This window comes from Pantoea sp. Ap-870, from assembly GCF_011752515.1.
Lineage (GTDB): Bacteria > Pseudomonadota > Gammaproteobacteria > Enterobacterales > Enterobacteriaceae > Pantoea > Pantoea dispersa.
The window spans coordinates 282,158-296,273 of sequence record NZ_VWXG01000001.1; the positions used below are offsets into that span (position 1 = coordinate 282,158).

15 protein-coding genes are annotated in these 14,116 nt (G+C 56.8%); 9 read left to right on the forward strand and 6 right to left on the reverse strand.

All coding sequences use genetic code 11. The annotated features are described in order from the left end of the window. Positions 1–253: 253 nt before the first annotated feature. Entirely contained in the window at positions 254–1,357 is a 1,104-nt protein-coding gene (locus tag F3J41_RS01375; RefSeq protein ID WP_058769423.1) for an AI-2E family transporter, read from the reverse strand. Positions 1,358–1,549: 192 nt separating this feature from the next. On the opposite strand from F3J41_RS01375, the gene F3J41_RS01380 reads away from it, so the two are divergent. The 3 genes from F3J41_RS01380 (at position 1,550) to F3J41_RS01390 (ending at position 3,966) form a co-directional block, all read left to right on the forward strand. Beyond that, positions 1,550–1,789: a DUF1272 domain-containing protein gene (locus F3J41_RS01380; protein ID WP_058781242.1), complete on the forward strand. Its 240-nt coding sequence runs from the start codon at positions 1,550–1,552 to the stop codon at positions 1,787–1,789. Between the two features lie 778 nt (positions 1,790–2,567). Then, the gene (locus F3J41_RS01385; RefSeq protein ID WP_166709755.1) at positions 2,568–3,029 is read left to right on the forward strand and encodes an RcnB family protein; all 462 of its coding nucleotides are present in this window, start codon (positions 2,568–2,570) and stop codon (positions 3,027–3,029) included. A 109-nt stretch (positions 3,030–3,138) separates the two neighbouring features. Next, positions 3,139–3,966, forward strand: a complete 828-nt coding sequence (locus tag F3J41_RS01390) for a Cof-type HAD-IIB family hydrolase (protein ID WP_021508604.1) — start codon at positions 3,139–3,141, stop codon at positions 3,964–3,966. A gap of 34 nt (positions 3,967–4,000) precedes the next feature. Here the strand turns inward: F3J41_RS01390 and F3J41_RS01395 are convergent, their stop codons facing one another. Beyond that, entirely contained in the window at positions 4,001–5,146 is a 1,146-nt protein-coding gene (locus F3J41_RS01395) for an iron-containing alcohol dehydrogenase (protein ID WP_166709757.1), read from the reverse strand. A gap of 277 nt (positions 5,147–5,423) precedes the next feature. Between F3J41_RS01395 and gntT the strand changes: the two genes are divergently transcribed. After that, positions 5,424–6,740, forward strand: a complete 1,317-nt coding sequence (gntT, locus tag F3J41_RS01400) for a gluconate transporter (RefSeq protein ID WP_021508602.1) — start codon at positions 5,424–5,426, stop codon at positions 6,738–6,740. A gap of 33 nt (positions 6,741–6,773) precedes the next feature. On the opposite strand, the gene F3J41_RS01405 is transcribed toward gntT, so the two are convergent. The 3 genes from F3J41_RS01405 to F3J41_RS01415 all read right to left on the reverse strand — a co-directional run bounded on the left by F3J41_RS01405 (position 6,774) and on the right by F3J41_RS01415 (position 8,763). Beyond that, positions 6,774–7,856 carry a malate/lactate/ureidoglycolate dehydrogenase gene (locus F3J41_RS01405; protein ID WP_166709759.1) on the reverse strand — a complete coding sequence of 361 codons (1,083 nt, stop codon included), beginning with the start codon at positions 7,854–7,856 and terminating at the stop codon, positions 6,774–6,776. A 101-nt stretch (positions 7,857–7,957) separates the two neighbouring features. Next, the gene (locus F3J41_RS01410) at positions 7,958–8,203 is read right to left on the reverse strand and encodes a hypothetical protein (protein ID WP_058781245.1); all 246 of its coding nucleotides are present in this window, start codon (positions 8,201–8,203) and stop codon (positions 7,958–7,960) included. A gap of 374 nt (positions 8,204–8,577) precedes the next feature. Then, positions 8,578–8,763: a hypothetical protein gene (locus tag F3J41_RS01415; protein WP_058781246.1), complete on the reverse strand. Its 186-nt coding sequence runs from the start codon at positions 8,761–8,763 to the stop codon at positions 8,578–8,580. A 398-nt stretch (positions 8,764–9,161) separates the two neighbouring features. On the opposite strand from F3J41_RS01415, the gene pagP reads away from it, so the two are divergent. From pagP to F3J41_RS01430, 3 genes are all read left to right on the forward strand, one after another. Beyond that, a complete protein-coding gene (gene pagP / locus F3J41_RS01420) occupies positions 9,162–9,734 on the forward strand; it encodes a lipid IV(A) palmitoyltransferase PagP (RefSeq protein WP_371815449.1) in 573 nt (190 codons plus the stop codon). Positions 9,735–9,884: 150 nt separating this feature from the next. Continuing rightward, positions 9,885–10,094: a transcription antiterminator/RNA stability regulator CspE gene (gene cspE, locus F3J41_RS01425; RefSeq protein ID WP_010615627.1), complete on the forward strand. Its 210-nt coding sequence runs from the start codon at positions 9,885–9,887 to the stop codon at positions 10,092–10,094. A gap of 358 nt (positions 10,095–10,452) precedes the next feature. Continuing rightward, complete coding sequence (locus F3J41_RS01430) at positions 10,453–10,878, forward strand: GNAT family N-acetyltransferase (protein WP_021508597.1); 426 nt, start codon at positions 10,453–10,455, stop codon at positions 10,876–10,878. Here the strand turns inward: F3J41_RS01430 and F3J41_RS01435 are convergent. Beyond that, the gene (locus F3J41_RS01435; protein ID WP_127833794.1) at positions 10,862–12,217 is read right to left on the reverse strand and encodes an aminotransferase class I/II-fold pyridoxal phosphate-dependent enzyme; all 1,356 of its coding nucleotides are present in this window, start codon (positions 12,215–12,217) and stop codon (positions 10,862–10,864) included. The genes F3J41_RS01430 and F3J41_RS01435 overlap by 17 nt on opposite strands. Before the next feature lie 135 nt (positions 12,218–12,352). On the opposite strand from F3J41_RS01435, the gene F3J41_RS01440 reads away from it, so the two are divergent. Both F3J41_RS01440 and F3J41_RS01445 read left to right on the forward strand, forming a co-directional pair. After that, positions 12,353–13,312 carry a nitrate ABC transporter substrate-binding protein gene (locus F3J41_RS01440; protein ID WP_150360913.1) on the forward strand — a complete coding sequence of 320 codons (960 nt, stop codon included), beginning with the start codon at positions 12,353–12,355 and terminating at the stop codon, positions 13,310–13,312. A gap of 2 nt (positions 13,313–13,314) precedes the next feature. Beyond that, the gene (locus F3J41_RS01445; RefSeq protein WP_058781249.1) at positions 13,315–14,109 is read left to right on the forward strand and encodes a deaminated glutathione amidase; all 795 of its coding nucleotides are present in this window, start codon (positions 13,315–13,317) and stop codon (positions 14,107–14,109) included. Positions 14,110–14,116: the final 7 nt, after the last annotated feature.

Consider the following 14,116-nt stretch of genomic DNA (forward strand, 5'->3'; position numbering starts at 1 on the left):
GATTGTCGCGATTGTCCTCTGACACCTTAGCAGCATGGGTTTAATTGTGAAACGTCCGGGCTGAGTGCTGACTGAGCCCGGTAAAAGGGTGAAGGCAGGAGGGAAAGGTCAGTAAAGGCGCAGACAGCGTTGCGTGCGAGACAGCCTGGCGGCCGCGCTGAAAAGACAAGCGGCGCTTTAAAGCGCCGCTTTGGATGAGCCTGCCAGTGAGCGATAGTGGCCCGTCAGCAGGTCTTTAGTTGTTATACCGCTGCTACTCGCGGGTTTTACCCTCTTCGATAAACTCTTCGTCGATCTCTTCGACATTTTCCCGGTTGTCGCGGCCGGAGAGCAGATTCCAGCAGGCGATGAACAGGGCAGCGATCAAGGGACCAATCACGAAGCCGTTGATGCCGTACACTTCCATGCCGCCCAGCGTGGCAATCAGGATCAGGTAATCCGGCATTTTGGTATCTTTGCCAACCAGCAGCGGACGCAGGATGTTGTCCACCAGCCCGACCACGATAACGAAGAAGCCCACCAGGAACAGGCCTTTCCACAGCGCACCGGTGGCGAAGAAGAAGATGGCCGCTGGCACCCAGACGATGGCCGAGCCGACTGCCGGAATCAGCGACAGGAACGCCATCAGCGCGCCCCACAGCAGGCTGCCGTCGATGTCAGTGATCCAGAAGGCAAAGCCACCAAGCACCCCCTGCACCACGGCCACCACCACGGTGCCTTTGACCGTCGCGCGCGATACAGCGGCAAATTTCATCAGCAGATGGTGCTTAACATAGGTGGAGAGCGGCAGCGCTTCGAGAATCAGCCCGACCAGCCAGGCGCCGTCTTTCAACAGGAAAAACAGCAGATAAAGCATCACGCCAAAGCCCACGGTGAAGGTGAAAGTTCCTTTACCGATCAGGAACACGCTGCCCGCCATGTATTGTCCGCCCTTCAGCGCAAAGCCGGAGAGTTTTTGCTGAATCTGTGCGGCATTGTTCAGATCGTGATCCGCCAGCCAGGTTTGTGCCCACTCCGGCAGATGCTGCAGCAGCGAGGCAAACACCGTCGGGAACTGCGCGGAATTGGTTTGCAGCTTGGTGTACACCGTATTGATCTCGACCACCAGCGACGAGGTGATGATCGCCAGCGGGGTGAACACGATCAGGCAGATAATCAGTAAGGTCACAAAAGAGGCCAGCCCGTTGCGGTCGCCCATTTTGCGCCGCAGCAGTGACTTCAGCGGCGCAAAGATCACCGCCAGAATCGCCGCCCACAAAATGGCAGAGAAATAGGGCGCCAGCACATCAAAAAAGGCGATCGTGACAATCGCCAGAATCACTATAAAGAAACCGATATTTAACCCTTTAACACGCATGCAAAAGCCTCGCAGATAAACGTAGCGAATGAACTATAGAACGGCTTTTGCGGAATGTAATGTTTTTAGCGCGCAAGGCAAGGCGTGCAGGATGAAAAGCTGTCCCGAACTGTCCGCCCTATGTCCGCTCACAGGCTAGCGCGCCGGGGCGGCGGCGGCGATGATAGCCCTGACCCCTGACAGGAGAGTGCCATGCTGGAATTACGTCCTAACTGTGAATGCTGCGATAAAGATCTGCCGCCGGCCTCGCCTGATGCGCGCATCTGCTCGTTTGAGTGCACATTTTGTGTTGACTGCGCGGAAGGCGTGCTGGCGCAGCACTGCCCGAACTGTGCGGGTGAGCTGGTACGGCGGCCGATACGTCCGGCGCAGGCGCTGCTGCGCCATCCGGCTGCAACTCAGCGATATCCTGTTTCTGCGCCACCCCGCTAAATTCGCCAGCGCAATTGGATTAATAGCCGGCGCATAATTATTGTGCGCCGCTTGCTGGTTATTTAACCTTACGCTTCAGCGCAACGAAAAATTAGCGTTATATTAATCACGCACATCGATTAATTGCCAGGACAGCAATAGGGCTCTCGTTATCAATGAAATGTGCCGGCCAGCTAGTTTGCCGGTCGGCTTAAATGTCGGCATAACTAAAAAATGGTATGGCTTAATTTTTATCTCTTAAATTCAATGCATTGTGATTTTGTGTCGATATCTTATACGGGCTGACTATATTTTCTGACGACAGCTGGTCAGAGCACGGACCTTATTTCCTTTCACGTTATGTACCTTTGGTGGTTATTTTCGCTGCCGTGAACATTTTTACGGTTTTTTCTGAAAATAGAAGTTTTCTGAAAGTATTTTGCCCTGATGAATGTTATTCTTTCCGGGCAATGCTAGTGATGTGGCGTTGTGTGCTTCAGTTTTACCCTCTTTTTAGCAGGGTTTCCCCGCTTTATGCTTTTTATGGAAATAGCATTGTCCGCCCGATCCCCGCGATCGGGTTTTCTTTATTCCCGCTGAATTAACTGCTTATTTCCCTGCCAGCCTTATCGTGCCACGCCACCATAAATTCTCCACAATCGTTAAGAAAGCGCTAACCTGGCGTAATGTATTGTAAGTCTCCGATTTTTAAGACTTTTGGAAATGCTGTTTTAGCTTTGTTTAGGCAATAGTAAGCCTCAACGGCGCGCAGACTGCCGTTATCCCTGGAGGTAACACCATGAAAAAAACAACACTTACGATTATTGCGTCATTTATTGCATGCAGCACACTGTTTTCCAGCGTCTCCTGGGCCGACGGTCCCGGTGACCATCGCTGGGACCCGCACGGCGGCGACCGCCATCAGGATCGCGGCCCGGGTCCCGATCATCATGACCGTCGTGACTTTGGCCACGATCGCGGACCGGGCCCGGATCTTCACGATCACTATGCTGACCACCGTATGCCGGAGGGACATCGTGGCGGCGATCGCTTTGCCTGGCGCGATCATGATTTTCGCCGTGGTTATCCGGCACCGCCGGAGTTTCGCGGTCCACACTATCGCGTCGATGACTGGCGGGCACGCGGTCTGTATGAGCCGCCGCGCGGCGAGCACTGGGCCTTTATCGACGGAAATTATGTGTTAGTGGCGGCCGCGACCGGCATTATCACCGCCATTTTGCTGAATAACGCATTTAATTAATCCTGCCGCACGGATGGCGACGGCCATCCGTGTTTCTCTCCGCTTTCACCGCTCACCAGGTTATTCTCTGGACAACCCGTTTTTCCTTTCAACGCGTTAAGGAGTCATGATGACCATGGTAAAAATGGTGGCGGTGGATATGGACGGCACCTTTCTCGACGATAAAAAACAGTACAACCGGGCACGTTTTCAGGCCTGCTATCAGGAGATGACGCGGCGCGGCATCAAATTTGTGGTCGCCAGCGGTAATCAGTATTACCAGCTCAAATCCTTCTTTCCCGACATCGCCAGTGAGATCGCCTTTGTCGCCGAAAATGGCGCGTGGATCCTCGACAGGGATGAGGAGCTGTTCTGCGGCGCGTTCTCCCGTGAGGATGTCAATGCCGTGCTCGATACCCTGCAGCGCGGTAACTATCCCAACCTGAAATACATCCTCTGCGGCCGCAACAGCGCTTATCACTTCAACACCATGGATGAGCAGTGGCTGGTCAAAATGCGTCACTACTGCCATCGCCTCAAGGCGATCGATAGCCTCGCTGACGTGGGCGATGACCGGCTGTTCAAGTTTGCGCTGAATCTGTCCGATGATTATGTCGATATTCTGATGGCTGATATTGAGCGTCTGCATCAGGGCGCGGCGGCGGCGACTTCCAGCGGGCACGGCTCGGTGGATTTGATTGTGCCCGGCTTGCACAAAGCCAACGGGCTGCGCCTGCTGCAGCAGCGCTGGGACATCAGCAGCGATGAGGTGCTGGCGTTTGGCGACGGCGGCAACGATCTGGAGATGCTGGTGCAGTCGCGCTTCAGCTTTGCCATGCAGAATGCGCCGCAGCGGGTCAAAGACGCTGCGCGCTACGGCGCACCGTCCAATAACCAGGAAGGCGTACTGCAGGTGATTGAGCAGATGCTGGCGGGGGAAGGGCCGTTTGCTGGCTGAATAAGCAACGGGCAGCCTGCGCTGCCCGAAAGGCTCAGACGACGCGCCACGCGGCGGTAATCATCTCCGTGAGCGTGGCGGGATCATAATTGACCCAGCCGTTTTTGCTGTTGGCGCGCGCCACAATCCAGTCGACCTCTTCCGCAGCAAGGGTTGGTCCTTCCAGCCAGAACGGCACGATAGCCTGCTGCTGCAGCCAGGCTTTCAGCGCCAGCGCCGGCGGTGCCGTTTCATCGGGCAGCAGGCGTTCAGCCAGCGCCGCCATCAGCCGCTGCTGTTCGGGGTGCGCACTCTCCTCCAGTACATCAAGGAACGGGAACAGCAGACGACCGCAGACTTCGCCGTGATGGAACGGTTTAATCGCCCCCAACTCGCCGGCAATACCGTGGATCACCCCCAAACCCGCGCTGCTCAGGCTGATGCCGCCGAGCCATGATGCCATCATCATCGCTTCACGTGCCGCATCGCCGCGGCTGTCGTCCTGATTGAGGTACGGCCACGCCTGCATGAACAGTTGCAGCCCGTTGAGCGCGTTTTGCTGACTGAACAGGTTGCCCTTGCGTGACAGATAAGCCTCGAACAGGTGGGTAAAGGCATCAATGGCGCAGGTAGCCAGCACGCGATCCGGCGCTCCTTTGAGCAGATCGGGATCGAGAATCGCCACCTGTGGCACAAATACCGGATGGCGCAGCGAGGCCTTCACCTTAATGTGCTGCTGATCGGTCACCACCGCATTCTGCGTGACTTCGCTGCCGGTGCCGGCGGTGGTAGGAATGGCGATCAGCGGCAGCGTGACCGCCTGTACCGGCGTATCGCCAATTTTTTCGAGGTAGCGCGCGATATTCAGCGGATGCTGCATCATGGCGCCAAAGGCTTTGGCCGCATCCAGCACGCTGCCGCCGCCGATGGCGACAACGCGATCGACGTGGCCACGCCAGCGCGTCACCCAGCCATCGATCTCGTCTGGCGAGGCTTCATGGCTGACAATTTCATAGCCCAGAATGTGATCGTTCAGCGTCGCGCCCAGGCGTGCCCACGCCGGACTGTTGAGAAATGAGCGGCCGCAGAACAGCAGCGTGGGCTGCGGATTCGCCGCCAGCAGCGGGACCAGGCGGTCGATGCTGCCAGGGCCAAACAGGGTTTGTTGATTACTGTACAGCTCAATCAGATTCTCACTCACCTGCAGATCCTTATCGGTTGGCATAAAACAGCTAGTGTAACCAAAAGCCACGCCGCTGCCGGGGCAAACATTCTGATAACCCTCCGACAAAAAGTTGATCACCTTCGCAAAACAGAAATTCACCCGCTGCACCAGGTGCTTTCCCGTCAATGTTACCCTTAACATGATACCGGTAACAGGATGTCGCATTCTGAAACATCTGGCACTGATAATCCCTTTGTCCCATTACAACAAACCGCTGCCGGTAATACGCCGAGCGCAAAAGTGGAGAAAAATTATGCCATTACTCTATGTGGCAATTGGCGTGGCGTTACTGCTGCTGCTGATGATTCGCTTCAAACTTAACGGCTTCATCGCGCTGATTCTGGTGGCACTGGCGGTGGGCATGATGCAGGGCATGCCGGTCAATAAAGTGATTGGATCGATCAAAACCGGCGTCGGCGGTACCCTGGGCAGCCTGGCGCTGATCATGGGCTTTGGCGCGATGCTGGGGAAACTGCTGGCCGACTGCGGCGGTGCGCAGCGTATCGCCACCACGCTGATCGAAAAATTCGGCCAGAAGCACATTCAGTGGGCGCTGGTGCTCACCGGCTTCACCGTGGGCTTTGCGCTGTTTTATGAAGTCGGGTTCGTGCTGATGCTGCCACTGGTGTTCAGCATTGCCGCATCGGCGCGCGTGCCGCTGCTGTATGTCGGCGTGCCGATGGCGGCCGCCTTATCCGTCACGCACGGCTTTCTGCCACCGCATCCGGGCCCGACCGCGATCGCCACGTTATTTAATGCCGACATGGGGAAAACCCTGCTGTACGGTACGCTGCTGGGTATTCCGACGGTGATTCTGGCCGGGCCGGTGTATGCGCGTTTTCTGAAAGGCATTGATAAGCCGATTCCGGAAGGGCTGTGGAACCCGAAAACTTTCAGCGAAGCGGAGATGCCAGGCTTTGGCGTTAGCGTGTGGACGGCGCTGGTGCCAGTGATCCTGATGGCGCTGCGTGCGGTGGCAGAAATGCTGCTGCCGAAAGGCCATGTACTGCTGCCGTACGCGGAATTTTTTGGCGATCCGATCATGGCGACGCTGATTGCGGTGCTGATTGCCATCTTCACCTTTGGCCTTAACCGTGGCCGCAGCATGGATGAGGTGATGGGCACCATCACTGACTCGATCAAAATCATTGCCATGATGCTGTTGATCATCGGCGGCGGTGGCGCCTTCAAACAGGTGCTGGTGGACAGTGGCGTGGACAAATACATCGCCGGCATGATGCATGAAACCAACGTCTCGCCAATCTTTATGGCGTGGTCAATTGCGGCAGTGCTGCGTATTGCGCTGGGATCTGCCACCGTCGCGGCGATTACCGCCGGCGGCATTGTAGCACCGCTGATTGCCACCAGCGGCGCCAGCCCGGAGCTGATGGTCATTGCCGTCGGTTCCGGCAGTGTCATCTTCTCGCACGTTAACGATCCGGGCTTCTGGCTGTTCAAGGAGTACTTCAACCTGACCATCGGTGAAACTATTCGCTCGTGGTCGGCGCTGGAAACCATCATCTCGGTGTGCGGTCTGCTGGGCTGTTTGCTGCTGTCCGCTGCGCTGTAACCGGCTGAGGCACTGTGCCTCAGCCCCGGCGGCTTACTGCGCTAAGGCGCGGAAGGCCGCCAGTTCGTCCTCCGGCATGCCAGCCTGGCGTGCCGCTGCGCAAATCTGCTGCCAGCTGTTGCTGTCCAGCGGAATGCCCTCGCTTTCACGTGCTGTACGGTTGCGCGTTTCCCATTCGCCCGGCACCAGAATCTCCGCCTCACCACTTTGCGGTGAACGCCTGACCCACGCGAGAAACTCTTCGGCTTCCTGCTGCATCGCCGGTGCGTCAAACGCGTCAGGGTTCAGGATAATGGTGGTCATGCCGTTAAAGATGGCTTCAGTGCCGGTGAGCAGCGTGGCGTCATGCGTAGTGCGACCGCCGGACAGCGCGCCGCCAAGGATTTCGCACATCGTCGCCAGCGCATAGCCTTTGTGCAGGCCGAAGGCGGTCAGCGCGCCATACGGCGACTGATGCATAACGCCCGGATCGGTGGTCGGCTGGCCTTGCGCATCAAGCAAATAGCCCGGCGCGACCAGCTGACCTTTGTTATACGCCACACGCGTTTTACCAAAGGCGATGCCGCTGGTGGCAAAGTCCAGCAGCAGCGGTTCGCCGTCGCGACGCGGAAACACCGCGCAGAACGGATTGGTGCCGAAGCGGCGATCGCTGCCGTTAAACGGCGCCACCATCGGATCGCCCATCACATTAACGAAGTGAAAGGAGATAAAGCCCGCTGCGGCACACTGCTCCGCCCAGTGTCCGATACGGCCAATGTGGTGCGAATGATGCAGGCCGACCGCCGCGAGGCCAAACCTGTTCGCCCGCTCAATGCCGTGCTGCATGGCCTCGTACGCGGCCACCTGGCCAAAGCCTTTCTGGCCATTAAGGGTGAGGACCGCGCCAGCGTCTTTTTCGATGCTGACGTGCTGATTGAGCTGGAGAAAGCCCTGCGTCAGCGAGGCCATGTAGCTCGGTATCATACCGACGCCGTGGGAATCATGGCCCGCGAGGTTAGCAGCAACAAGATGGTCAGCCACCAGGCGCGCTTCTTCGGCACTGCTACCGGCATGCAGCCAGATAGCCTGAACAAACTGATGTAAGCGGGAAGGGGAAACACGATGCAGTTCAGTCACGCGGTTAATCTCCTTATGGGGGGAGAGAGCATCCTGCGCTGAAATGGATAATAACCGCAAGTAAGGGCTGATAAAGGGCCACAACACGTGGCCCAACAAACTCAGTGCGGCTGTTCGAAGCCGGCTTTAACCATCTGTTCACGCAGTGCGCGTGCAATTTCACGGTTCCCACCCGTGATTGGATAAATAACGTTGTTGACGACATCGTCAAGATAATGCTCATCAAACTCTTGCAGGGTGAGCTGCGTACCGCCTTCGTCATTAATCGCAATGCTGCCACGAATGTGACTGCCATAATCCTTTGCCTTGAGGCTGTAACGACCCATGCTGGTATTAATCGTGCTCATATTATCTCCTTGTTACGTAGACATAGCGAACAATTGAGGCCTGCTACAGGCGCTGTAATTTTAGACAATCAGCGCGCTACGCGTGCGGCGGGATAGCAACGTAAGCGATAAGCTGCGACCGGGCTCGCAGAAAAAAAGAGCAGGCAACAGTCTCTGAGGCAAGTGACTGGGATCGCGCTCTCAGCGTCCAGCGAAGCCGGAATAATCATCTATACTGAATGCACGATGCGTTATTTTTCATCCTGAAGGAGCGAACTATGAAAATAATACTGTGGATTATTGCCATCATCTTTATTGTCGGGTTACTGACGATTACTGGCGTGTTTAAACTGATTTTCTGACGCGTTCAGGCACCCGGCGGGTGCCTGAAAACATTATTCAACGTGACGGGCGGCAGAAGCCGGTTGCAGGGATGACAGCGGGATCACATCGCGCAGGCTGATCGGCTTGCCGCACGCGGCGCAACAGGCGCCGTGATGATCGGGATCGTCGACCTTTTCCTTGCCGGGTACTGTATAAAAAAATTTGGCGCAACCGCAGCGGCTGCAACGAATTGTCATCTCAGTTCCTCCTATCTCCGTCCTGGAGTGATGAGATTTATCTCAATCATCGGGTGAGTTCAATTGATAAATTTTATTAATTTATTCATGAAATCAATTTGCATGGATAAGTTGCTGAATATTAAGTAATCACCCTAAGTAATCATCAACTGAGCAGTGCATTTTCTGCACCTTTTACCCTCTGCGTTTTGTTTATTTGCCGTTTCGACTCCGTTCGCGCAGTGAGGTAAAATTAACCAGCTGATTGCCAGCAGAGCCGGGTGCGACTGGCGCCACTGTGGCGCGCGCGCTGTACGCGCTCGTGGCATCAGCCATTAACCCACGGCAGCACGGTGCGGCGCGATGTGGCGCTACGCGGTGCCTGCCGGATACAGGATGATTTAACAGGAAGCATTGTTGTGAACTGGCGTATTTCTGCAGCCTTTTGCGGCTGTATTTTGACTTCATCGGTCTCTTTTTCGACACCAGCGGCAACCACAGGTGAAGCGATTAAATCGGGCTGGAATACCTTCTCCGATAACGTGGCGCAAACCTGGACACAACCGCAAAATTACGATCTTTACGTCCCGGCTATCACCTGGCACAATCGCTTTACTTACGATGATGAACACATCAAAAAGTACAACGAGCGGCCGTGGGGTGCGGGCGGTGGCGTTTCGCGCTGGGATGAAAAGGGCAACTGGCACGGCCTGTATGCCATGGCGTTCAAAGACTCGTTTAACAAGTGGGAGCCCATCGCCGGCTACGGCTGGGAAGCGACCTGGCGACCGCTGGACGATCAGAATTTCCATCTGGGCGCCGGTTACACCGCAGGCGTGACGGCCAGGGATAACTGGCGATATATCCCGGTTCCGCTGGTATTGCCGCTGGCTTCGATAGGGTATGGCCCGGCAACCTTCCAAATGACTTACATTCCAGGCACTTATAACAATGGCAACGTCTATTTTGCCTGGTTAAGATTTCAGTTTTAGTCGCTGAAGATGCGCAGAAAGTGTGAAGGGCATGGAAAAAATCAATATTTATCACTTTTTCATCAATTCGCGCTGGACAAATGTCACTGCAATTGCTGTACTAGATGCCGACACAGTTTAGTGTCCATTTTTCATGTAAAGGTAATATAGATGTCCAAGATCAAAGGTAACGTTAAGTGGTTTAATGAGTCCAAAGGATTCGGTTTCATTACTCCAGAAGATGGCAGCAAAGATGTATTCGTACACTTCTCTGCTATCCAGAGCAACGGCTTCAAAACTCTGGCTGAAGGTCAGCGTGTAGAGTTTGAAATCACCGACGGCGCTAAAGGCCCATCTGCTGCTAACGTTACCGCTCTGTAAGTTAACAGTCAGAATTTTAAAAACCCGCCTGATGGCGGGTTTTTTTTGTGCTTTTTTCAGCCCTGCCACCAGCTAATGGCCCAGGCGATAATCACCAGCGTACTGAGCGACAGCGCCAGCCATTCATTAAAACAGTGCGGTACCAGATTCTTCATGTGCCATGCCTCGCAACTTCATTTATGCCAGCATGGCAAAGCAAGATTAAGCCAGCCTTAAGCCAGCGTGACAGCGGCATGACAAGGCACATTCTGCGGCGTCGCTCACAGATAATTCCCGTAACATACTCATAACAAAGCTTACTTGCAGATTTTTCAGCGGCAACGCTATATAACAGCAGTCAGGGAACGGAGGAGGCAGGATGAACATACGTGAAGCACAGGCCAAAGACAGCTTTGCCCTGAGTGCATTGTTAACCGAGCTGGGTTATCGCGGCACGGAAAAATTTATCAGCGATCGGCTGGCGCAATTGTGCGCCCATCCCGACGAGACGTTGCTGGTGGCGGAACACGGTAACCAGGTGCTGGGATTTCTTTCGCTGCACTTTATTCCGCAGCTGGCATTAGCGGGCGATTTCGCGCGCATCAGCTATTTCTGTATCGCCGAGGGCGAGCGCAGTAAAGGCAGTGGTCAGCAGCTGCTGAACCACGCCGAGCAACTGGCGCGCGCCCGCGGCTGCGACCGCATGGAAGTGCATTGTCACGCCTCGCGCCTGAAAGCCAACCAGTTTTATGCGCGTGAAGGCTACGTTGAGTCGCCACGCTATCACATCAAAGATCTGGGCTGATATTAAGCTCGCGTCCGCAGGCAATCACTAACGCATCGGCGATGCTGTCGAGCTGATCGGCCGGCAGCCGCGCAATGCTGACGCGAATGAACTGTCCGCTGTTGATGCTGCAGCGTTCGCCTGGCAGCACGGTGATGCCCCGGGCGGCGAGAGTGATCATGGCATACTGCTCTGACGCCACCGGCAGCATCACGCTCAGGCCGTCGCGATCTTCCTGTACCAGCCCGCGCCGCGCCAGTGCGGCCAGCAACTGCTGACGGCGCGCGGCATACGTGGCTTTAGCCTGCTGTATGCGCTGCTGGGTGGGCGCATCGCTCAGCATCCAGGCCACCGCATCCTGCAGAATACGGCTGGTCCAGCTGACCCCGAAGTTACGCCACGACTGCAGCCGTTTCACCAGTTCTGCCGTGCCGGATACCACCGCCAGCCGCAGATCCGGGCCGTAGGCTTTGGAAAAGGAGTGCACGTGCAGCGTGCGCTGCGGATAGTGGCGGCCGAGACTCCATACCGGCCAGCGCGACAAATCGCCGATGCCGTCATCCTCGACAATCAGGGTGGCACTCTGCGCCAGCACCTGCGCCAGCGCTTCGCTGCGCTGCTGGCTGACGCTGTAGCCGGTCGCCGAGTGGGTGCGTGGCTGATAAATGAACATCGCTGGCGCTTTCTGTAAGTGTGTCGCCAGCACTGCGGGCAGCGGTCCCTGCTCATCACCGGGCAGCGGCAGGATCTCGGCACCGATGTTGTCGAGCATATCCAGCAGACGCGTCGCGGTCGGATCTTCAATCACCACCCGATCGCCGGGTGACAGCAGCGTCTGCACTATCAGGTTCATGGCATCAAAGCCGCCATCGGTCGCCAGCCACGCCTCCGCCGGACAGGGCCAGCGCGGCGCAATGGCCGCCTGCAGCTGTGGCGAAATCGCCTCACGCTGATAGCTATTCAGCTGCGGTGAAGCCAGCCCGGCCAGCATCGCCGGGCGCAGGTCCGGCAGCAGTGCCGGATCGGGCGCAGCCATCGCCAGCGCGGCTTTGACGTTTTCACCATAGTTGCCAATTTTCTCAAAGCGGACCGGTCGCGGCATCACACTGTTGCCGCACACCCAGATTCCGCTTCGCCCTTTACCCGCCAGCACTTTCTGCTTTTTCAGCTGCGCCCAGGCCGCGGATACCGTGGCCGGACTCACGCCCAGCCGCTCCGCCAAATCGCGCACCGCCGGCATCTGCATGCCTACGGCAATCTGTCCGTCGCGAATCAATGTTGACGCGGCGAGGGTAATGCCTTTTACCGAGGCGTCGTTAATCTGCTGGCTGAGCCACTCTGCATCCACAATTTGCGTCATAAGAAAAAGCTTTGTTCAGTAACAAAGAAATGATTGTTCAGATTAGTATTCGCGTTTTAGACTCAAATTCAAGCACAATTTGCAGAAAAAATGCACAGCGCCAGCGTGGCGGCTGAACAAACGGAGAAGCACACGATGATCACTATCAGACTGGCGGTGCGCGACTGGGATTACTTCACGCCGCTGGCGCTGGGCGATATTCAGCCACAGGGCTTCAGGCTGGTCATTGACCGCGTAGGCACGCTGGTGGATAACCTGGCCAGCAGTGAACACTACGAAGGCGGTGAGGTGTCGTTTAGCCGCTATGCGCAGGCACGGGCGCGCGGCGACGATTCACTGCTCGGCCTGCCGCACTTTCTGATGCGTGGCTTTCGCCAGCGCTGCATCATCACCACCACAACCAGCCCGCTCACCACCCCAGCCCAGCTGAAAGGCAAAAGAATCGGCGTTACCGGCTGGCAGGACTCCGGTAATACCTGGACGCGCACCGTGCTGCGTGAAGCGGGCGTCGATATCAACGACGCCTTCTGGTTTGCCGGACGCCTGACCGCTGATCATCCGATTGTTGACCGGCTGGCGGGATTTGGTCGCCCGGGCCGCATCGAACCGGCGCCGGACGAGCGTCCGCTGATTGAACTGTTGAAAGCCGGCGAGCTGGATGCGGTGTTCACGCCGTTTATGCCTGAGGGTTTTTTCCTGAAAGATTCCGGTCTGCGCCAGCTGCAGGCGGATTTCGTCAGTGCTGAGCGCGACTACTTCAACCGCGTCGGCTATGTGCCCGGTATTCATCTGCTGGCGCTGAAGCCGGCGCTGGCGGCGGCGCATCCGTGGCTGCCGCAGGCGCTGAGCGAGGTGATCGATCGCGCGTATCAGCTGTGGATGCGCAAACGCGAGAAGTACGCGGATACCACGCCGTGGCTGCTGGATGATTTGCGACGCACCGCGCAGGAATTGCCTGCCGACTGGAATCAAAACGGATTTACCGCTAACAAAAGGATGATTGCCGACTTCGCCCGTGAGCTGTTTCAGCAGGGCTTAACCACAACGTTGCTCTCGCCGGAGGAGATTTTCCCGGCGGCGGCCAGAGGGGAGTGAAGATGAAAGTAGCCATGGGGCAGTTCGCCGTTAGCCGCGAATGGCAGGAGAACACTGCCATTTGTCGCGGTTTGATGCAGGATGCGCTGGCGGCGGGCGCCGATCTGCTGGTGCTGCCGGAAGGCGTGCTGGCGCGCGATATCGCCGATCCCGATCTGGTGTTAAAAGCCGCACAGCCGCTGGACGGGCCGTTTGTCAGTCAGCTGCTGGAAACCAGCAAAGGTAACGCGCTGACCACCATGATGAGCGTGCACGTGCCGACGCAGGATAACAAAGCGCACAACGTGCTGATTGCCGTGCGTAATGGCGAAATCATCGCGCAGTACGTCAAGCTGCATCTGTACGATGCCTTCGCCATGCAGGAGTCGCAGCGGGTTAATCCGGGTGATGCCGTGCCGCCACTGGTTGAGGTGGCTGGCATGAAAGTCGGGCTGATGACCTGCTACGACGTGCGTTTTCCCGAACTGGCGCGCCGGCTGGTGCTGGACGGTGCCGACGTGCTGGTGCTGCCTTCCGCCTGGGTAAAAGGACCGTTAAAGGAGATGCACTGGGAACTGCTGACCAGTGCGCGCGCGCTGGAAAACACCTGCTACATGGTGGCGGTAGGCGAGTGCGGGCCGCGCAACATTGGTAACAGTCTGGTGATCGATCCGCTTGGCGTGGTGATTGCTAAGGCACCGGAGTGCGCTGCACTGGTGTTTGCCGAACTGGATCCGGCCCGCATCGCCTACGCCCGCAGCGTGCTGCCGGTACTGGAAAATCGCCGCTTTGCCCGTCCGGAATTGCAATCACTTTGACCTGCCT